Below are 18,029 nucleotides of genomic sequence, written 5' to 3'. Positions count from 1 at the left end.
CTCCTGCCGTTACTTCAGGCTGATCGTGGTGTTGACGCCGTGGCTCAGCGTTTCATCATCGAACCAGCGTGCGGTGACCGTCTTGGTCTGGGTGTAGAACAGCACCACCTGCTTGCCGTACGGGCCCAGGTCACCCAGCTTGGACGCGCGCGAACCGGTGAACGAGAACAGCGGCACCGGCACCGGGATCGGCACGTTGATGCCGACCTGGCCGACGTCGATGTCTTCCTGGAACTTGCGCGCGGCCGCGCCGGACTGGGTGAACAGTGCGGTGCCGTTGCCGTTCGGGTTGCTGTTGACCATCGCGATGGCGTCTTCCAGCGTTTCCGCTTCGAGGATGACCAGCACCGGCCCGAAGATTTCTTCCTGGTAGATGCGCATGTCGGTGGTGACACCGGCAAAGATGGTCGGGCCGACGAAGTTGCCCTTCTCGAAGCCATCGACCTGCGGGTTGCGGCCATCGAGCACCAGCTGGGCGCCCTGCTCCACGCCCGAGGCGATCAGGCCTTCGACGCGCTCGCGGGCGCTGCAGGAAATGACCGGGCCGACGTCGGTGCCGGACACGGTGCCGCCGCTGACCTTCAGGGTCTTGGCCTTGGTCACCAGGTCCTGCACCCAGTTGCGCGCTTCACCGACCAGCACCAGGGTGGAGGCCGCCATGCAGCGCTGGCCGGCCGCACCGAAGGCGGCGCCGACCATCGCATTGAGGGTCTGTTCCTTGTTGGCGTCCGGCAGCACCACGGCGTGGTTCTTGGCGCCCATCATGCACTGCACGCGCTTGCCGGCCAGCGAGGCGCGGTTGTAGACGTGGGTGCCGACGCGGGTGGAACCGACGAACGACACGGCCTTGATGTCCGGGTGGTCGCAGATCGCGTTGACCACTTCCTCGCCACCGTGGACGACGTTCAGCACGCCCTTCGGAATGCCGGCTTCCAGCGCCAGCTCGACCAGGCGCATGGTCACCATCGGGTCCTGCTCGGACGGCTTGAGGATGAAAGTGTTGCCGGTGGCGATGGCCATCGGGAACATCCACAGCGGAATCATCGCCGGGAAGTTGAACGGGGTGATGCCGGCGCACACGCCCAGCGGCTGCATGATGGTGTAGGTATCGACGCCATTGGCCACGTTGTTGGCCAGCTCGCCCAGCTGCAGGTTGCCGATGGCGGCGGCGTGCTCGACCACTTCCAGGCCGCGGAACACATCGCCTTCGGCGTCGGGCAGGGTCTTGCCCTGTTCGGCGGTGAGGATGTGGGCCAGCTCGCTCATGTTCTCGCGGATCAGCTGCTGGTACTTCAGGAAGATGCGCGCGCGGGTGCCGATCGGGGTCTTGCGCCAGGTCTTGAAGGCTTCCTTGGCGGCAGCGACGGCGGCATCCACTTCGCCGGTGGTGGCGAACGGCACCTGGGCCAGCACGTCCTGGGTGGCCGGATTGATCACGTCCTGCCAGTGGGAGGTGGCCGATTCGATGAACTGGCCATCGATCAGCATGCGGATACGGGGCGCTGCAACAGTCATGACGACAATCCCACGGGCTCGAAAGATGCTTGGCATTATTCACAGCACCCACCTCGATTTCCGGGCTGAATCCGCTTAATCTGGCCAATACGACAGACGATTCATGTTAATTGTGTGAATTATTCAGCCCCCCAGCGACAACTTGGCCTGCGCCTCCTCCGGCTGCGCGAGCAGCGCGGCTACAGCCAGGTGGACCTGGCCCGCGCCCTGGGCCTGTCGGCTAGTTACCTGAACCAGATCGAGCGCAACAAGCGCCCACTCACCCCGGCCGTGCAGAAGAAGCTGGGCGAGGTACTGGGCGATGTTTCCGCCCTGTTCGACGAAGATGAGCCCGCTGCGTTGCAGGAGTCGCTGGGCGAGACCTTGCGCGACCTGGGTCTGGCCGATGTCAGTGCCACCGAGCTGCGGGCGCTGGCCGGCAATCTGCCGCAGGTCAGCCGCGCCCTGCTGGATCTGCACCGCCGCCACCTGGCGCTGCGTGAGCATGCCGCCGCCCTGGAGTTCCAGCTGGGTGAACCCGGCGCCGGCAGCATCCTGCCCGCCGGTGACCAGGTGCGTGAGTTCTTCAACCGCATGCACAACCACATCCCCGAGCTGGATGAGCTGGCCGAACGCCTGTTCGCCGAGTGGGGGCTGTCGCCCGGCCACGTGGCGCCGCGGCTGCGCCAGCTGCTGGCCGACCGCCACGGCGTGCTGGTGGAAGTGGCCGCGCTGCAGGCCGGGCGCGAGAAACGCCAGTACGATGCCGCTGCACGGCGGCTGTGGCTGCCGGACTACCTGGAGCCGGGCCAGCAGGCATTCCAGATGGCCGCCGAACTGGCCCTGCACGGCTACCTGCCGCAGATCGATGCGGTGGTGGCACGTGCTGGCTTCACCGATGAGGCACGCATCGCTCAGGCCCGCATCGGTCTGTCGAACTATTTCGCTGGTGCCCTGGTGATGCCGTACATGCGCTTCCTGCGTGCGGCCGAGGCCAGCAGCTACGACATCGAACTGCTGGCGCACCAGTTCGGCGTCGGCTTCGAGGCGGTCTGCCACCGGCTGAGCACGCTGGCACGGCGCAGCGCGCCCGGGCTGCCGTTCTTCTTCATCCGCGTGGACCGCGCGGGCAATGTGTCCAAGCGCCATTCGGCCACCGACTTCCACTTCTCGCAGGTGGGTGGCTCATGCCCGCTGTGGATCGTCTATGAGGCATTCAACCAGCCCGGACGCATCCTCACCCAGACTGCGCGCATGCCCGATGGCCGCCGCCATTTCTGGCTGGCACGGCAGGTCAGCAGCGGGCCGGTCGGGCATGGCCAGCCGCGCAAGACTTTCGCGGTGGCGCTGGGCTGCGACCTGCAGCATGCCGAGCGGCTGGTGTATTCGCTGGGGTTGGACGTGCAGAGCCCGGGCAATTCGGTGTCGATCGGGCCGGGCTGCCGGGTGTGCCCGCGCGAGGACTGCATGCAGCGCGCGTTCGCGCAGTTGCCGGGGAGGTAGGGGGGCGGCAGGGCTGCGCCCTGCACCTGCTTCAATCCAAGGCAACAGCAAAAGCAACAGCGGGCTTTCCGTGGGATGGCGGGGTGGGTCCGGTAGCGGGGGACGCCGTAGACCCGTCCTTGGGGCTTGGCCTCGGCATCCATGCCGCGGACACCCCCGCCACCGGACCCACCCCGCCTTCGACAGATCTCCGCGAGCTGTCAAAACGGCATCCTTTGCTGCTGTGGGTAGGTGTCGACCTTGGTCGACACGCTTGATCCACGCCACGCGTGGATCTGCTACCCGGTCAGTAGATCGGCGTGACCTTCATCTGCGGCAGCGGGCGCGGTGCGCCGTCGGTGAGGTCGGGGCCGAGGTCCTCCCAGGTGCGACCCTGTTCGACCATCAAGCCCCATAGCTGCTGCGAGGCCAGCCGCTTGTCTTCCGAGCCCAGCTTGTACGAGGGCGGAGACGGTTCACCGCGGGCAACCATCGAGTACGCCGCGCGGTAGGCCAGCACCTGCTGCGCCGGGTCGTCCGTTCGCGCCACCTCCAGCGTGTAACGCTGATAGGCCGACGCCAGGTTGCGCCAGCGGATCCAGTAGTGGTTCTCGAACGAGAACGAACAGAAGCGCGCACCAGCCAGGCTGCCCTTGTCAGCGATGCGGGTGAGCACCTCCTGTGGCATGTCCAGGTTCATGCCACCTTCGTCGCCCTGCAGGCTGACGTGCACGATGCGGTCGCGGTAGCCCGGCGCGCGTGCCTGCAGCAGATCGCGCCAGTTCTGCATGGTCGCCACCACCGCGAACAGGAAGCGCCCCAGCTCGGCGGCTGCCAGCGGTGTGGCGATCGACTGGTAGGTGCGCTGCCAGCCGTGGCGGTTCTCCGTGGGCAGGAACACCGCGTGTTCCAGCGACTGGCGGCCACCGCTGCCTTGGCTCACCGCTTCGGCGTGCTGCGGGTAGACCAGATTGATGGCGAAGGTCGGCCAGCGTGGCAGGGCGGCGTCGAACAGATGGATCGGGAAGTTGCTGCTGATGCCTCCATCGGAGAACCAGCAGATGCGGAACGCGGTGATTACCGGGCCGCAGGTCTGCCCGGCGCTGGTCAGCCCTTCCATGCTGTCGGCCACGTTGTGCTCGGGGTCGGCCGCAGGTGCGGTGGGTTCGCAGCGGCGCTCGCGGCGCGAGGGCTCGTGCAGTGGCACCGCGCTGATCAGCAGCGGGAAGCTCAGGCTCATGCGTGTGGCCACCAGCACCGGCAGCTGCGGGCCCGGCGGCAGGTGGTAGTACTGCCGCCCTTCCACCTCCAGCGGCGGCCCGGCCTGTGTCACCAGCCACTGCACCACGCTGGCCGGGAACAGCTGCTCGAATTCCTCGCGCAGGAACCAGAACTGCGCGCCGCCCAGCGGCAGCGTACGCGGCTCGTTGTGCGACACGCAGGTGGTGATCATCTGCAGGCTGATCGCATGCGGGCTGTCCGGCTCGCCGGCATAGCGCGGCGCGTCGTGCAGGTCGGCGAAGGTGAGCGGTGCATCCAGCGGCTTGCCGGACAACTGCTGCAGGCATTCGTGCAGCCACTCGGTCAGTGCCGGCGTGCGTGCATCGCGGCCGAGTCCACTGCACAGGCCCAGCAGATTGCGTCGCGCCACGCGTGCCACACGCAGCGCGGCACCGGCCACACCCGCACCATACGCACACAGCAGCGACGGCAGCAGCGTGGCGGCCACGCCGCTCCAACCGCCGCCCCACCAGCCGAGGCCCAGCAGCAGCGCCAGCGACACCAGCACTTCCAGCGGCGCGATCTCGAACACGGCAACGGCCAGGCACAGCAATTTGTGCGGCAGGCTGGCATTGCCGGTCAGCACCACCAGCAGCCGATAGGCCGCGCGTGCGCCGCGTGCGGGCTGGAACAGGCTGTAGATGAAGCCGCGCCGCGACAGCTGCGCCGATACCGCCGACAACCCACCATAGCCGGCATCGCCAGGCAGATGTTCGCCGGCCTGCTGGCGGCGATCACCACACGCTGCCGCAGCCGCCACCGCCGCAGCGATGGCGCCGGCCGAAGTGCCGCCGATGCTCTTGAACCGATACTCGCGCGCCAGCGCCAGTACCGCATTGGGGTACACGATGCCGCTGGTGATGCCGCCTTTCATGACCAGATCGCAGTACTTGTCTGCCACTACCCTGCCCCCGCTGACTGTGCCTGAGATGCCACCCGACGCTACGGATGCAGTATGACGCGAAGGCTTCTCACAGCCTGAGAACCCACCCACGGAAGGGCCACTGGCCGCTCCCGCCGTGCCGGGGCACACTGCACCCAGGACACTCATGCAGGGATTGCCATGACCACCCGTCGCGCGTTCATCGCAGGCTGTGCCGCCGCCACTGCCGCCACTGCCTGTACCCGGCGCGGCACGGCCGTGGCCAACGACATCAGCCAGCTGGAGCCTACCGACGTGGCCGCGGTGCGGGCCGTTGCCGACACGGCCGACCTGCAGGCCGCCCTGCAGCAGCACCGGGGCATGGTCTGCGTGGCCGGCGGCCGCTACAGCATGGGCGGGCAGACCAGTGCGGCCGGCGCCCTGCAGCTGGACCTGACGCCGAGCCACCGCCTGCTGTGGCTGGACGTCGCGCGCAAGGCGGTGCGCGTGCAGGCCGGCATGCGCTGGCGCACGCTGCAGGAATGGCTGGACCCGCACAACCTGTCGGTGAAGGTGATGCAGAGCTTCAGCAATTTCACCGTCGGTGGTTCGGTGTCGGTGAACTGCCATGGCCGCTACGTCGGCAGCGGCAGCATCGCCTCCACCGTGCGTGCGCTGCAGGTGGTGCTGCGGTCCGGCGAGGTGGTCGAGACCTCGCGCACGCAGCACCCGGAGCTGTTCGCCGCCGTCATCGGTGGCTATGGCCTGATCGGCGTGGTCAGCGAAGTCGAGCTGGACCTGGCCGGCAACGACCGCATGGCGCGGCACATGGAGCGGGTGGCGCTGGCCGATTACCCGCAGTGGTTCCGCGAGAACGTGGCGTCGCGCAGCGATGCGTTGATGCACAACGCCGACCTCATTCCGCCGCGTTTCGATGCACCGGTGACCGTGACCTGGCGGCGCAGCACGGCAGCGCTGACCGACACCCGGCGCCTGATACCGGTGGGTGCGAGCTATGCCCACGAGCAGAACATGATCTGGGCCGTCACCGAACTGCCCGGCGGCCCGCAGCTGCGCGAGAGCTCAGTGGTGAAGCAGCAGATTGCCAAAGCGCGCGTGATCCATCGCAACCTGGAAGCGAGCCTGGACGTGGCCGCGCTGGAACCACGCACGCGCGCGATGTCGACCTACCTGCTGCAGGAATACTTCATCCCCGTGCGCAGCTTCCAGGCCTTCGCCACGCGCATGGCCGCGATCCTGCAGCACCATCGCGTGGATGCATTGAACGTATCGATCCGCCACGCGCCGGCGGATACGACCGCCTTGATGACGTGGGCAAACGAAGAAGTGTTCTGCTTCGTGCTGTATCACAAGCAACGACGTCACCCGTGGGGCGACACGATGTCCACGCGCTGGACCCGCGCATTGATCGACGCCGCAGTGGAAAGCGGCGGGCGGTACTACCTGCCCTACCGCCCGCACGCCACACGCGACCAGTTCCAGCGCGCGTACCCGCAGTGGAATGCGTTCGTTGAACGAAAGCGCCAGTACGACCCGGAGATGCAGCTGGTGAACCACCTCTGGCAGCGCTACCTCGCAGCGCCCTAGCAATGGGGTCAGAGCCGGTTGCGTTGCAACGGGATCCGACCCCGTGCCGTTCCGACAGACCGCAGAAATCTGTCGAAGGCGGGGTGGGGCCGGTTGAGGGGGCGTGAGCCGCATGGGCCCGAGGCATGCCTCGGGCGGGTTGGGCAGGACGCCCAACCCCGGTCTTGCGGTGCGCGCAGGACAGCGCACACAAGCAAGCGGCGACCGAGCTTACAGGGACGTACTTGCAGCGTCCCCCTCAACCGGACCCACCCCCCAACCCGCGGAATCCCAGCTTCTGAAGTTGACGTTGACGTGCCTCGGCAGGTGCAGGGCGCAGCCCTGCCGGCAACCCACAACACTTGACCCCCACAACCATCGGCGTAGCATCAGCACCAAGCCAAGGGACAGACCCGCGGCTGCCACAACGACATGAGGGATTCTCATGGAATTCGACTATCTCGTCTTCATCGGGCGTTTCGAGCCCTTCCACAACGGCCACGCCGCCGTTGCCCGCCTGGCCCTGAGCCGGACCCGCAAGCTGATCTTCCTGGTCGGTTCTGCCGATACCCCCCGCAGTCTGCGCAATCCCTGGACCGTGGCCGAACGTGTCGTGATGATCCAGGCCGCCCTCGATGGCCACACCGACCGCCTGCTGATCCGCCCGCTGCGCGACCACCTCTACAACGAGGCCCAGTGGATCGCCAACGTGCAGCGCCAGGTGGCCGAGGCCCTGCGCAACGACGGCGCCGCCGCCGATGCCAAGGTCGGCCTGATCGGCATGGACAAGGACGCCTCCAGCTACTACCTGCGCGAATTCCCGCAGTGGCCGCTGGTGGACGTGCAGCACACCGCCACCCTGTCGGCCACCGAGCTACGGCGCTACCTGTTCGAAGCCGGCGACGTCGACTTCCACGGTGCGCTGCTGATGCTGCGTGGCAATGTGCCGGCACCGGTGTACGACATGCTTGAGGCCTTCCGGAAGAGCGCGCCCGCGTATGGCCAGCTGGTGGCCGAGTACCGCTTCATCGAACAGTACAAGGCCGCCTGGAAGGACGCGCCCTACGCGCCCACCTTCGTCACTACCGATGCGGTGGTGGTGCATTCGGGCCACGTGCTGCTGGTGCGTCGCCGCTCGGAGCCCGGCAAGGGGCTGTGGGCGCTGCCCGGTGGCTTCGTCGGCCAGGACCAGAGCCTGCTCGACAGCTGCCTGCGCGAACTGCGCGAAGAGACCCGGCTGAAGATTCCGCTGCCGGTGCTGAAGGGCTCACTGAAGAGCCAGCAGGTGTTCGACCACCCCGACCGCAGCCAGCGCGGCCGCACCATCACCCACGGTTTCCACTTCGAATTCCCGGCCGGTGAACTGCCGGCGGTGCGCGGCGGCGACGACGCCGACAAGGCGCGCTGGATTCCGGTGAGTGAAGCACTGGAGATGGGCCCGCAGCTGTTCGAAGACCACCTGCACATCCTGGAGTATTTCCTCGGCCGCGGCTGACAGGCCCGGCCTCCCCACTGGCGGATAGACCGCTGGTGTCACTCGACGCGAAGGAGCTTCCGTCATGCACTACCTCGATAATCTTCTCCTCAACACCGACAGCTACAAGGCCAGCCACTGGCTGCAGTACCCGCCGGGTACCGATGCCACCTTCTTCTATGTTGAATCGCGTGGCGGCCTGCACGACCGCACGGTGTTCTTCGGCCTGCAGGCGATCCTCAAGGACGCCCTGGCACGGCCGGTCACCCACGCCGACATCGACGACGCCGCTGCGGTATTCGCCGCCCATGGCGAACCCTTCAACGAGGCCGGCTGGCGCGATATCGTCGACCGTCTCGGCGGCCATCTGCCGGTCCGCATCCGCGCCGTGCCCGAGGGCAGCGTGGTGCCTACCCACCAGGCATTGATGACCATTGAATCGACCGATCCCGCCGCGTTCTGGGTCCCGTCGTATCTGGAAACGCTGCTGCTGCGCGTGTGGTACCCGGTCACCGTGGCCACCATCAGCTGGCATGCACGGCAGACCATCGCCGGCTTCCTGCAGCAGACCAGCGACGACCCGCAGGGCCAGCTGCCGTTCAAGCTGCATGACTTCGGTGCGCGCGGTGTCTCGAGCCTGGAATCGGCCGCGCTGGGCGGTGCCGCGCACCTGGTCAACTTCCTCGGCACCGATACGGTCTCGGCGCTGTGCCTGGCGCGCGCGCACTATCACGCGCCGATGGCGGGCTATTCGATTCCCGCCGCCGAGCACAGCACCATCACCAGCTGGGGCCGCGAGCGCGAGGTGGACGCCTACCGCAACATGCTGCGCCAGTTCGGCAAGCCCGGTGCGATCGTCGCGGTGGTGTCGGACAGCTATGACATCTACCGCGCGATCAGCGAGCACTGGGGCACGACGCTGCGTGATGAAGTGATCGCCTCGGGCGCCACCCTGGTCATCCGCCCCGACTCGGGCGACCCGGTGGAGGTGGTTTCCGAAAGCCTGCGCCGGCTGGACGAGGCCTTTGGCCACACGATCAACGGCAAGGGCTACCGCGTGCTCAACCACGTGCGGCTGATCCAGGGCGATGGCATCAACCCGGATACGATCCGCGCCATCCTGCAACGCATCACCGACGACGGCTACGCCGCCGACAACATAGCCTTCGGCATGGGTGGCGCGCTGCTGCAGCGGCTGGACCGCGATACGCAGAAGTTCGCACTGAAGTGCTCGGCAGCGCGGGTCGAGGGTGAGTGGATTGACGTCTACAAGGACCCGGTCACCGACGCCGGCAAGGCCAGCAAGCGTGGCCGCATGCGCCTGCTGCGGCGCCTGGATGATGGCAGCCTGCATACGGTGCCACTGCCGGCCAGCGGTGACGAAACGCTGCCGTCGGGATTCGAGGATGCGATGGTGACCGTGTGGGAGAACGGCCGCCTGCTGCACGACCAGCGGCTGGACGACATCCGCGCGCGTGCGGCGGCGGGACGTTGAAGGCATGTCCCGCCCGGGGTCAGAGCCCGCTGCGTGGCAGCGGGATCCGACCCCTTCCTTCCGCCGGGATCGGATCCCGTTGCAGCGCAACGGGCTCTGCCCCCCCTTGACCCTGGCCAGCAACCCGTCCACCGTGGGCGCGCCGAAGGTATCCCTCCAGGCGTTCACGCGCGGGGAGGGATTTAAACGGGAATCCGGTGAAGGCGCCTCACGCGCCCATTCCGGAGCTGCCCCGCAGCGGTGAATGGAAACGAATCCTGCCAACAGCACTGGGCTCGCGCCTGGGAAGCGGCAGGTAGTAGGTGGGCTTCGGCCCGTGTCCATCAGCCCGAATACCGGCCCCGGCCGGGGGACACGACCGTCCCCTGATTCGACCTGGACTCTCCGCGGGGAGGGTGCCGGGGCCGCCGCTGTCCTGCGCGTGCAGGCGAGGCGGCCGCGCGCGTCCTTTTCACGGTATCCGGCCAGACCCGTTTCCCCGCCCGATGCATGGGCCACCGCCGTTGCCGGCGGTCCATGCGGTACCCGACGATGACCGAGCTACAACGCCCCGCCCTCACACTGCCCGCCGACGGCAAGCGCCTGCTGCTGCATTCGTGCTGCGCACCCTGCTCCGGCGAAGTGATGGAGGCGATCACCGCCTCCGGGATCGACTACGCGATCTTCTTCTACAACCCCAACATCCACCCGGTGAAGGAATACGAGCTGCGCAAGCAGGAGAACATCCGCTTCGCCGAGCAGCACGGCATTCCGTTCATCGACTGCGACTACGACACCGACAACTGGTTCAGCCGTGCGCGCGGCATGGAGAACGAACCCGAGCGCGGCATCCGCTGCACGATGTGCTTCGACATGCGCTTCGAGCGCACCGCCCTGTACGCGCACGAACACGGTTACGACACCATCAGTTCTTCGCTGGGCATCTCGCGCTGGAAGAACATGGCGCAGATCAACGACTGCGGCATCCGTGCCGCGTCGCGCTATGAGGGCCTGCAGTACTGGGACTACAACTGGCGCAAGGGCGGCGGTGCCAGCCGCATGATCGAGATCAGCAAGCGCGAGCAGTTCTACCAGCAGGAGTACTGCGGCTGCGTGTATTCGCTGCGCGATGCCAACCGCCATCGCCGCGAGAACGGCCGGGAGCGGATCAAGATCGGCCTGCTGTACTACGGGCAGGACGCTGGGACGCCGCAGGGCGATTGACCTGTGCCGCCGGGGCGGCCACGCTGGTCGCCCCTTTGCGTTGTAGTGGACCTGCCATGACCGCCCTGCCCGCCGACGTCGCCCTGCTGGTGATCGACCTGCAGCCAGACTTCATGCCCGGTGGCGCGCTGGCCTGCGACCAGGGCGATGCCCTGGTGGCACCCATTGCAGGGCTGCTGGCGCAGCGCCGCTATCGCACGGTGGTGGCCACCCAGGACTGGCACCCCGCCGACCACGCCTCATTCGCCAGCCAGCACCCCGGCAAGCGTCCGTTTGAGACCATCCTGCTGCACGCACAGCCACAGACCCTGTGGCCCGACCATTGCGTGCAGGGCAGCGACGGCGCCGCGCTGCACCCGGGCGTGGACTGGACCGCCGCCGACCTGATCCTGCGCAAAGGCACGCGCCCGCAGGTGGATTCATACAGCGCCTTCCGCGAGAACCACGGTCCCGATGGCGAGCGCCCGGCGACCGGCCTGGCCGGCTGGCTGCACGAGCGCCGCATCCGCGAAGTGCACATGTGCGGCCTGGCCCGCGACTACTGCGTGCTGTGGAGCGCGCAGGACGCAGTGAAGTCCGGCTTCCGGGTGAAGTTCCTGTGGGAGCTGACCCGACCGGTGACCGACGCCAACGATGCGATGGTGCGCGAGGCGCTGGGCAAAGCAGGGATCGCGATCATCTGAGTTGCCCTGTAGAGCCGAGCCATGCTCGGCTCATCCGTCAGATGCACGGCCTTGGGCCGAAGTGCAGCCGAGCATGCCTCGGCTCTACAGAAGGGCTCCTACCGGAATACGACGGTGCGGTGCCCGTTGAGCAGGATGCGGTGCTCCACATGGCGGCGAACCGCGCGTGCCAGCACCAGCGATTCGGTATCACTTCCCAGCCGCACCAGTTCGCGCGGTGCCATCGCGTGGTCCACGCGGGCCACGTCCTGTTCGATGATCGGGCCTTCGTCCAGATCCTCGGTGACGTAGTGCGCGGTGGCACCGATGATCTTGACCCCGCGCGCGTGCGCCTGGTGATACGGCTGCGCGCCCTTGAAGCTGGGCAGGAAGCTGTGGTGGATGTTGATCGCACGTCCGGCCAGCGCGCGGCACAGCGTGGGTGACAGGATCTGCATGTAGCGCGCCAGCACCACCAGGTCGATGCGCTCGCGCTCGACGAGGTCGATGATCTGCTGTTCCTGCACCGCGCGCGTTTCGGCGGTCACCGGGAGGTGGTGGAACGGCACCTGGTAGGACGCGGCCAGCGGCGCGAAGTCGGCGTGGTTGGACGCCACTGCCGCGATATCCACCTTCAGCTGGCCGCTGTGGGCGCGGAACAGCAGATCGTTGAGGCAATGCCCCTGCTTGCTGACCAGCACCAGCAGGCGTGCGCGGCGGCGGCCGTCGTGCAGCTGCCAGTCCATGCCGAAGTCGGCCGCCAACGTGGCCATGGCGGTGTGCACCGTGTCCAGCGGCAGCCCGGCATCGCGGTCGAAGTGCACGCGCAGGAAGAAGCGGCCGCTTTCCTCGTCACCGAACTGCTGGGCGTCGAGGATGTTGCAGCCATGGTCGAACAGCAGGCCGGACACGCGGTAGACGATACCGGTACGGTCGGGGCAGGACAGGGTAAGGATGGAATCGGGGCGCATCGCCCCAGTGTAGGCCAGCGCCCTGCCCAGCGGCCGGATGATCACGGATGCAACCGACCTGCTTGGTTCAGTCCCAAGCGATACTTGGGTGTACCCGTGGCAAGCTGGTTGGTCATGAACCTGTTGCAACTGATCCGCAGCTTCACCCGCACCGCAGAGACCGGCAGCATTGCCGCCGCGGCCCGCATCCTTGGCATCAGCGCCACCGCTGTCGGCCAGAATATCAACCGGCTGGAGGCCCATCTGGGCGTGCGGTTGCTGAACCGAAGCACGCGGCAGCTGGCTCTCAGCGAGGCCGGCGCGCTGTACCTGGCCCAGGTGCGCCACATCGAAGCCGACCTGGCGCGCGCGCAGGCGATGGTCACGTCCGGTGACATCGAACCGGCCGGGCCATTGCGCATCGCCAGCAGCAGCGCCTTCGGTCGCCACGTGCTTGCCCCTTTGCTGCCGTCGCTGCAGCAGCGCTACCCGCAACTGCAGCTGGAGCTGCGCCTGACCGACCGCGCCGTGCAACATGGGCCGGAAGCGGTGGATGCCAGCATCCGCATCGGTGCACAGCTGGAAGATGGCGTGGTCGCGCGGCAACTGGCGCGAGTACCGTTCGTGTTCTGTGCCTCGCCGGCCTATCTGAACGCGCACGGCACCCCGCGGCAACCCGCCGACCTGGGCGGTCATCGCGGGCTGCTGCACCGCTTCCCCACCGATGGCCGGCCATTGCGCTGGGGCCTGCTGAAGGACGGCCGACGCGTGGACGCCGCGCTGCCACCGAGCATGGTCTGCGATGACATCGATGCGCTGGCGACGCTGGCGGCGGCCGGTGCCGGCATCACTCGATTGGCTGCGTTCGTGGCCGAGCCCTACCTGCGCGATGGCCGCCTGCAGGCGGTGTTCGGCGCCGACACCGCGTGGCGTCCGGAACCGATGGAGGTCTACTTCTGCGTCAGCGACCGCCGCGACTTCACCGCCAAGATCCGCGCGCTGTTCGAACACCTGCAGGCCGGCATGGCGCCGGCCTGGCGGGTGTGAGCTTCAGCGTGCCTTGAACACGCCACGCGCGTCGCGCGGCTCGCAGCGCATGTACTGCGGCGCCGGTACCACGCTCTCGCGCAGTGCAGCTGCGGCGTGCCAGGGCCAACGCGGGTCGTAGAGGATGCCGCGCGCCAGCGCCACGGCATCGGCGTGGCGATGGCGCAGGATCGATTCGGCCTGTTCCGGTTCGGTGATCATGCCCACCGCGATGACCGGCATGCGTACCTTGGCCTTGATCGCCGCCGCGAACGGCACCTGGTAACCCGGGCCGACGGTGATCTTCTGGCGCTCGTCCAGGCCGCCGCTGGAGACATGCAGGAAATCGCAGCCGCGCGCGTCCATCACCTGCGCCAGCGCCTCGCTCTGCACCAGATCCCAGCCGCCATCGACCCAGTCGCTGGCGGAAATGCGCACACCCACGGCGACCTTGTCGGACACTGCCGCACGCACCGCGTCGAACACTTCCACCAGCAGGCGCAGGCGGTTGGGCAGCGAGCCACCGTAGCCATCGGTGCGGCGGTTGCTCAGCGGCGAAAGGAACTGGTGCAGCAGGTAACCGTGCGCGGCGTGCAGCTCGATCAGTTCGAAGCCCAGGCGCTCGGCACGCACCGCACTGGCGGCGAAGGCGGCGATGACGTCGGCAATACCGGTCTCGTCCAGTTCCTGCGGCGCTGGATCGGCGGCGTGGAACGGCAGCGGCGACGGCGCCACCGTGGCCCAGCCACGGGCATCGTCGGCCGGCAGCTGGCCGCCGCCGTCCCAAGGCCGGTTCACCGAGGCCTTGCGGCCGGCGTGGCCGAGCTGGATGCCCAACGGCATCGGCGACCAGCGGCGGACGCTGGCCAGCACCTGTGCCAGCGCGGCTTCGGTGCCATCGTCCCACAGGCCCAGGTCGGCCCAGCTGATGCGGCCGCGCGGTTCGACGGCGGTGGCTTCCAGGATCAGCAGGCCGGCACCGGACTGCGCCAGGTTGCCCAGGTGCATGGCGTGCCAGTCGCTGGCGCGGCCGTCCTCGGCGGAGTACTGGCACATCGGCGCGATGACGATGCGGTTGGACAGGGTCAGGGGGCCGAACGAAATCGGCGAAAACAGCTGGGTCACGGCGATGCGGGGACAGGCGGGTGGAGGGGGCGTATTGCACCGCCGCACGGCCTGCGAATCAACCGTCTGGATGGATCGCTGTTTCGCGCGGCCTGCTGAAGCCGAGCGTGGGCTCGGCTCTACAGAAACCAACAACCCCTTGCAGAGCCGAGCCCGCGCTCGGCTCAGCCCGCCACCCAACCGGCCAACGCCTCGGCGCAGTCCCGCTCATCCTTGAACTGCAGCAGGTCGTCGGCACGGGTGCGGCCGCGGTTCAGCGCCGCCACCGGCAACCCTGCCTTCGCGGCCGCCTGCACGAAGCGGAAGCCGGAATAGACCATCAGCGACGAGCCCACCACCAGCACGGCATCAGCCTGTTGCAGGTGGTCATGCACCGCCGCCACCCGTTCACGGGGCACGTTTTCGCCGAAGAACACCACGTCCGGTTTCAGCAGGGCGCCGCAGGACGGGCAATCGGGCACCACGAAGCTGGAGAAATCGGTCTCCAGATCGGCATCGCCATCCGGGGCGATGCCGGCCTCCAGCGCGTCCCAGCCCGGGTTGGCGTCCAGCAGGCGCTGCTGGAAGTCCTCGCGACCGCTGCGGCGTTCGCAGCCCATGCAGCGCACCTGATCCAGGCGGCCATGCAGGTCGATCACGTTGTGGCTGCCGGCGCGCTGGTGCAGGCCATCCACGTTCTGGGTCAGCAGCACCTGCAGCTTGCCGCGGCTTTCCAGGGCGGCCAGGGCCTGGTGGGTGCCGTTGGGCCGGGCCAGGCCGAAGCGCGGCCAGCCCAGCAGGCTGCGCGCCCAGTAGCGCTGGCGGGTAGCCGCCTCGCCCATGAACGCCTGGTAGGTCACCGGCGGCGTGCGTTTCCACTGGCCGTCGGCATCGCGGTAGTCGGGAATGCCCGAGGCGGTGCTGCAGCCGGCGCCGGTCAGCACGAACAGGCGCTGGGCGCGGTCGATGAAGTCCGTCAGCGGCGGAGTCATGGGTGCCAGATGGGGGCGCGTGGGCGCCCCCGCAAGCGGCGGCTCAGGCGGCCGGCAGCGACGGCACCGCGATCGGGTGGCCTTCCTCGTCCAGCGCGATCATCACGAAGTGGCCGCGGGTGCACAGCTTGCGCTCGCCGCTGTGCAGGTCTTCGGCGACCAGCTCCACCTCGACCTTCATCGAGCTGCGGCCGACTTCGACGATGCGGCCGATGGTCTCGACCATCTGGCCGATGCGGATCGGCAGCTTGAAGTCGACCTGGTCGCTGCGCGCGGTCACCACGGTGCGGCGTGAGTAGCGGGCGGCGGCCAGGAAGGCGGCCTTGTCCATCCACGCCAGCGCCTGGCCACCGAACAGGGTGCCGAGGTGGTTGGTGTGGTTGGGGAAGACGATTTCGGCCATGCGCACTTCGATGGGCGGCACGGTCTCGGGTATCGGGGTCATGGGGGTGCTTCGGTGTGGGGTACGGCAATTTTAAGCCAGGCCCCGTGCAGGCGGCGCTACACTGCGCCACGCCCCCTGCCAGGACCGCCCATGCCCGCGACCTCCGATCTGCTGGCCTTCGCCCTCATCTCGCTGGGCATGGTGCTCACGCCCGGGCCGAACATGATCTACCTGGTGTCGCGCTCGATCTGCCAGGGCCGCCGCGCCGGCCTGATCTCACTGGGCGGGGTGGCGCTGGGCTTCGTGTTCTACATGCTGTGCGCGGCACTGGGCATCACCGCCCTGCTGATGACCGTGCCGTTCGCCTACGACGCGCTGCGCATTGGTGGCGCGCTGTACCTGTTGTACCTGGCCTGGCAGGCAGTGAAGCCGGGCGGCCGCTCGCCGTTCGCGGTGCGCGACCTGCCGCCGGATGGCCCGCGCAGACTGTTCACGATGGGCTTCCTGACCAACCTGCTGAACCCGAAAATCGCGGTGATGTACCTGTCGCTGCTGCCGCAGTTCCTGCACCCGGAAGGGCATGGCAGCGTGCTGATGCAGTCGCTGGTGCTGGGCGTCACCCAGATTGCGGTCAGTGTCAGCGTCAACGCGGTGATCGCGGTGATGGCCGGCAGCATCGCCGGCTTCCTGGCCGCGCGCCCGACCTGGCAGGCGGTCCAGCGCTGGCTGATGGGCACGGTGCTGGCCGGGCTGGCGGTACGCATGGCGGTGGAAGCGCGGCGGTAGCACTTTGTAGAGTCGAGCCATGTTCGACTGATCTTCGCGAACCGCAGTCGCGCATGGATCCACTCCACAGAAACAAAAAACCCCGGCGATGACCGGGGTTTTTCGTTTCGACAGGCCTGACCGGTTCGATCAGAAGTTCATGTCGAAGGCGACTTCGCCCTGCACGCCGACCTGGTAGGCCGAGACGCGGCGTTCGAAGAAGTTGGTCAGCTCCTGCACGTCCTGCAGTTCCATGAACGGCAGCGGGTTGCGCACGTTGTACTTCTTTTCCATGCCCAGCTTGGCGAAGTGCTGGTCGGCGCAGTGCTGCAGGTACTGGCGCATGTCGCGGGTGGAAATGCCAGCCACGCCACCGGACAGCACGTCCTCGGCGAACTGCACTTCGCATTCGATCGCTTCGGCCAGCATGTCGTAGACCTGCTGCTTCATTTCATCGTCGAACAGGTCCGGCTCTTCCTCACGCACCACGCGCACCGACTCGAACGCGAACTCCATGTGCGCGCTCTCGTCGCGGAACACCCAGTTGGTGCCCGAGGCCAGGCCCGGCAGCAGGCCGCGCGAACGGAAGTAGTACACGTAGGCGAACGCAGCGAAGAAGAACAGGCCTTCGATGCAGGCAGCGAAGCAGATCTGGTTGAGCAGGAACTGGCGGCGCTGTTCGCGGGTCTCGATGCGGGTCAGGCTCTGGATCGAGTCGATCCACTTGAAGCAGAAATCGGCCTTCTTCTTGATCGAGTCGATGTTCTCCACCGCCGAGAACGCCTTGGCGCGCTCTTCCGGATCCGGCAGGTAGTTGTCGAGCAGGGTGAGGTAGAACTGCACGTGCAGCGCTTCTTCATACAGCTGGCGCGACAGGTACATGCGCGCTTCCGGCGCATTGAGGTGCTGGTACAGGTTCAGCACCAGGTTGTTGGACACGATCGAGTCGCCGGTGGCGAAGAACGCGACCAGGCGGTGGATCAGGTGGCGCTCACCCGGCGACATCTTGCTGTGCAGGTCGGTGATGTCGATCTGGAAGTTGATCTCTTCCACCGTCCAGGTGTTCTTGATCGCGTTCCGGTACATGTCATAGAACTGCGGGTAGCGCATCGGGCGCAGGGTCAGTTCAAAACCGGGATCGAGCAGCATCTGCTTGGGCTTGTCGGCCATGGGTGTTTCCTTGAATTCCTGGGTGAGACGCCGGGCATGGCCCGGCGCTACCGTGGGTGTTTTTCCGCAGCCGAGCATGGCTCGGCTCTACAGGTGC

General features: G+C 67.5%; 15 protein-coding genes and 1 riboswitch. Of the genes, 8 read left to right on the top strand and 7 right to left on the bottom strand.

Annotation, left to right across the window (positions count from 1 at the left end; genetic code table 11):
• Positions 1-9: 9 nt before the first annotated feature.
• The gene (locus AC5P8Z_RS17365; RefSeq protein ID WP_286070634.1) at positions 10-1,515 is read right to left on the bottom strand and encodes a CoA-acylating methylmalonate-semialdehyde dehydrogenase; all 1,506 of its coding nucleotides are present in this window, start codon (positions 1,513-1,515) and stop codon (positions 10-12) included.
• Positions 1,516-1,629: 114 nt separating this feature from the next.
• On the opposite strand from AC5P8Z_RS17365, the gene AC5P8Z_RS17360 reads away from it, so the two are divergent.
• Positions 1,630-2,997 carry a helix-turn-helix domain-containing protein gene (locus tag AC5P8Z_RS17360; RefSeq protein WP_495229605.1) on the top strand — a complete coding sequence of 456 codons (1,368 nt, stop codon included), beginning with the start codon at positions 1,630-1,632 and terminating at the stop codon, positions 2,995-2,997.
• 286 nt (positions 2,998-3,283) lie between these two features.
• Here the strand turns inward: AC5P8Z_RS17360 and AC5P8Z_RS17355 are convergent, their stop codons facing one another.
• A complete protein-coding gene (locus AC5P8Z_RS17355) occupies positions 3,284-5,131 on the bottom strand; it encodes an RpoH suppressor (protein ID WP_495229604.1) in 1,848 nt (615 codons plus the stop codon).
• A gap of 189 nt (positions 5,132-5,320) precedes the next feature.
• On the opposite strand from AC5P8Z_RS17355, the gene AC5P8Z_RS17350 reads away from it, so the two are divergent.
• The 5 genes from AC5P8Z_RS17350 (at position 5,321) to pncA (ending at position 11,561) form a co-directional block, all read left to right on the top strand.
• Entirely contained in the window at positions 5,321-6,727 is a 1,407-nt protein-coding gene (locus AC5P8Z_RS17350) for an FAD-binding oxidoreductase (protein ID WP_286070631.1), read from the top strand.
• 424 nt (positions 6,728-7,151) lie between these two features.
• Positions 7,152-8,201 carry a bifunctional nicotinamide-nucleotide adenylyltransferase/Nudix hydroxylase gene (locus AC5P8Z_RS17345; RefSeq protein ID WP_495229603.1) on the top strand — a complete coding sequence of 350 codons (1,050 nt, stop codon included), beginning with the start codon at positions 7,152-7,154 and terminating at the stop codon, positions 8,199-8,201.
• Between the two features lie 64 nt (positions 8,202-8,265).
• The gene (locus AC5P8Z_RS17340) at positions 8,266-9,675 is read left to right on the top strand and encodes a nicotinate phosphoribosyltransferase (protein ID WP_495229602.1); all 1,410 of its coding nucleotides are present in this window, start codon (positions 8,266-8,268) and stop codon (positions 9,673-9,675) included.
• A 147-nt stretch (positions 9,676-9,822) separates the two neighbouring features.
• A riboswitch (cobalamin riboswitch) is annotated at positions 9,823-10,016 on the top strand.
• A gap of 175 nt (positions 10,017-10,191) precedes the next feature.
• Entirely contained in the window at positions 10,192-10,878 is a 687-nt protein-coding gene (locus AC5P8Z_RS17335; RefSeq protein ID WP_495229601.1) for an epoxyqueuosine reductase QueH, read from the top strand.
• A 56-nt stretch (positions 10,879-10,934) separates the two neighbouring features.
• Positions 10,935-11,561 carry a bifunctional nicotinamidase/pyrazinamidase gene (gene pncA, locus AC5P8Z_RS17330; protein ID WP_286070628.1) on the top strand — a complete coding sequence of 209 codons (627 nt, stop codon included), beginning with the start codon at positions 10,935-10,937 and terminating at the stop codon, positions 11,559-11,561.
• Positions 11,562-11,659: 98 nt separating this feature from the next.
• Here pncA and purU read toward each other — a convergent pair whose 3' ends face one another.
• Positions 11,660-12,511, bottom strand: a complete 852-nt coding sequence (purU, locus tag AC5P8Z_RS17325; RefSeq protein ID WP_286070627.1) for a formyltetrahydrofolate deformylase — start codon at positions 12,509-12,511, stop codon at positions 11,660-11,662.
• 114 nt (positions 12,512-12,625) lie between these two features.
• Here purU and AC5P8Z_RS17320 point away from each other — a divergent pair, with 114 nt between their 5' ends.
• Positions 12,626-13,537: a LysR family transcriptional regulator gene (locus AC5P8Z_RS17320; RefSeq protein WP_495229600.1), complete on the top strand. Its 912-nt coding sequence runs from the start codon at positions 12,626-12,628 to the stop codon at positions 13,535-13,537.
• A 3-nt stretch (positions 13,538-13,540) separates the two neighbouring features.
• On the opposite strand, the gene AC5P8Z_RS17315 is transcribed toward AC5P8Z_RS17320, so the two are convergent.
• The 3 genes from AC5P8Z_RS17315 to AC5P8Z_RS17305 form a co-directional block, all read right to left on the bottom strand.
• The gene (locus AC5P8Z_RS17315) at positions 13,541-14,641 is read right to left on the bottom strand and encodes an NADH:flavin oxidoreductase/NADH oxidase (RefSeq protein WP_495229599.1); all 1,101 of its coding nucleotides are present in this window, start codon (positions 14,639-14,641) and stop codon (positions 13,541-13,543) included.
• A 164-nt stretch (positions 14,642-14,805) separates the two neighbouring features.
• Positions 14,806-15,612 (bottom strand): NAD-dependent protein deacetylase, encoded by an 807-nt coding sequence (locus tag AC5P8Z_RS17310; protein ID WP_495229598.1) that lies wholly within the window; start codon positions 15,610-15,612, stop codon positions 14,806-14,808.
• A 43-nt stretch (positions 15,613-15,655) separates the two neighbouring features.
• The gene (locus tag AC5P8Z_RS17305; protein WP_286070623.1) at positions 15,656-16,057 is read right to left on the bottom strand and encodes an acyl-CoA thioesterase; all 402 of its coding nucleotides are present in this window, start codon (positions 16,055-16,057) and stop codon (positions 15,656-15,658) included.
• 90 nt (positions 16,058-16,147) lie between these two features.
• On the opposite strand from AC5P8Z_RS17305, the gene AC5P8Z_RS17300 reads away from it, so the two are divergent.
• Entirely contained in the window at positions 16,148-16,783 is a 636-nt protein-coding gene (locus AC5P8Z_RS17300; RefSeq protein ID WP_286070622.1) for a LysE family translocator, read from the top strand.
• Between the two features lie 129 nt (positions 16,784-16,912).
• On the opposite strand, the gene AC5P8Z_RS17295 is transcribed toward AC5P8Z_RS17300, so the two are convergent.
• Positions 16,913-17,932 carry a ribonucleotide-diphosphate reductase subunit beta gene (locus tag AC5P8Z_RS17295; protein WP_049429771.1) on the bottom strand — a complete coding sequence of 340 codons (1,020 nt, stop codon included), beginning with the start codon at positions 17,930-17,932 and terminating at the stop codon, positions 16,913-16,915.
• Between the last annotated feature and the right edge of the window lie 97 nt (positions 17,933-18,029).

It is taken from the genome of Stenotrophomonas sp. YJH_SMC_17, from assembly GCF_059371655.1.
This window is presented reverse-complemented; position numbering and strand designations above follow the sequence as displayed.

Excerpts from the sequence above, each read along its gene's own strand:
- AC5P8Z_RS17365 (WP_286070634.1), bottom strand. The coding sequence starts at position 1,515 with ATGACTGTTGCAGCGCCCCGTATCCGCATGCTGATCGATGGCCAGTTC.
- AC5P8Z_RS17355 (WP_495229604.1), bottom strand. The coding sequence starts at position 5,131 with ATGAAAGGCGGCATCACCAGCGGCATCGTGTACCCCAATGCGGTACTG.
- AC5P8Z_RS17350 (WP_286070631.1), top strand. The coding sequence starts at position 5,321 with ATGACCACCCGTCGCGCGTTCATCGCAGGCTGTGCCGCCGCCACTGCC.
- AC5P8Z_RS17345 (WP_495229603.1), top strand. The coding sequence starts at position 7,152 with ATGGAATTCGACTATCTCGTCTTCATCGGGCGTTTCGAGCCCTTCCAC.
- AC5P8Z_RS17340 (WP_495229602.1), top strand. The coding sequence starts at position 8,266 with ATGCACTACCTCGATAATCTTCTCCTCAACACCGACAGCTACAAGGCC.
- AC5P8Z_RS17335 (WP_495229601.1), top strand. The coding sequence starts at position 10,192 with ATGCGGTACCCGACGATGACCGAGCTACAACGCCCCGCCCTCACACTG.
- pncA (WP_286070628.1), top strand. The coding sequence starts at position 10,935 with ATGACCGCCCTGCCCGCCGACGTCGCCCTGCTGGTGATCGACCTGCAG.
- purU (WP_286070627.1), bottom strand. The coding sequence starts at position 12,511 with ATGCGCCCCGATTCCATCCTTACCCTGTCCTGCCCCGACCGTACCGGT.
- AC5P8Z_RS17320 (WP_495229600.1), top strand. The coding sequence starts at position 12,626 with ATGAACCTGTTGCAACTGATCCGCAGCTTCACCCGCACCGCAGAGACC.
- AC5P8Z_RS17310 (WP_495229598.1), bottom strand. The coding sequence starts at position 15,612 with ATGACTCCGCCGCTGACGGACTTCATCGACCGCGCCCAGCGCCTGTTC.
- AC5P8Z_RS17305 (WP_286070623.1), bottom strand. The coding sequence starts at position 16,057 with ATGACCCCGATACCCGAGACCGTGCCGCCCATCGAAGTGCGCATGGCC.
- AC5P8Z_RS17300 (WP_286070622.1), top strand. The coding sequence starts at position 16,148 with ATGCCCGCGACCTCCGATCTGCTGGCCTTCGCCCTCATCTCGCTGGGC.
- AC5P8Z_RS17295 (WP_049429771.1), bottom strand. The coding sequence starts at position 17,932 with ATGGCCGACAAGCCCAAGCAGATGCTGCTCGATCCCGGTTTTGAACTG.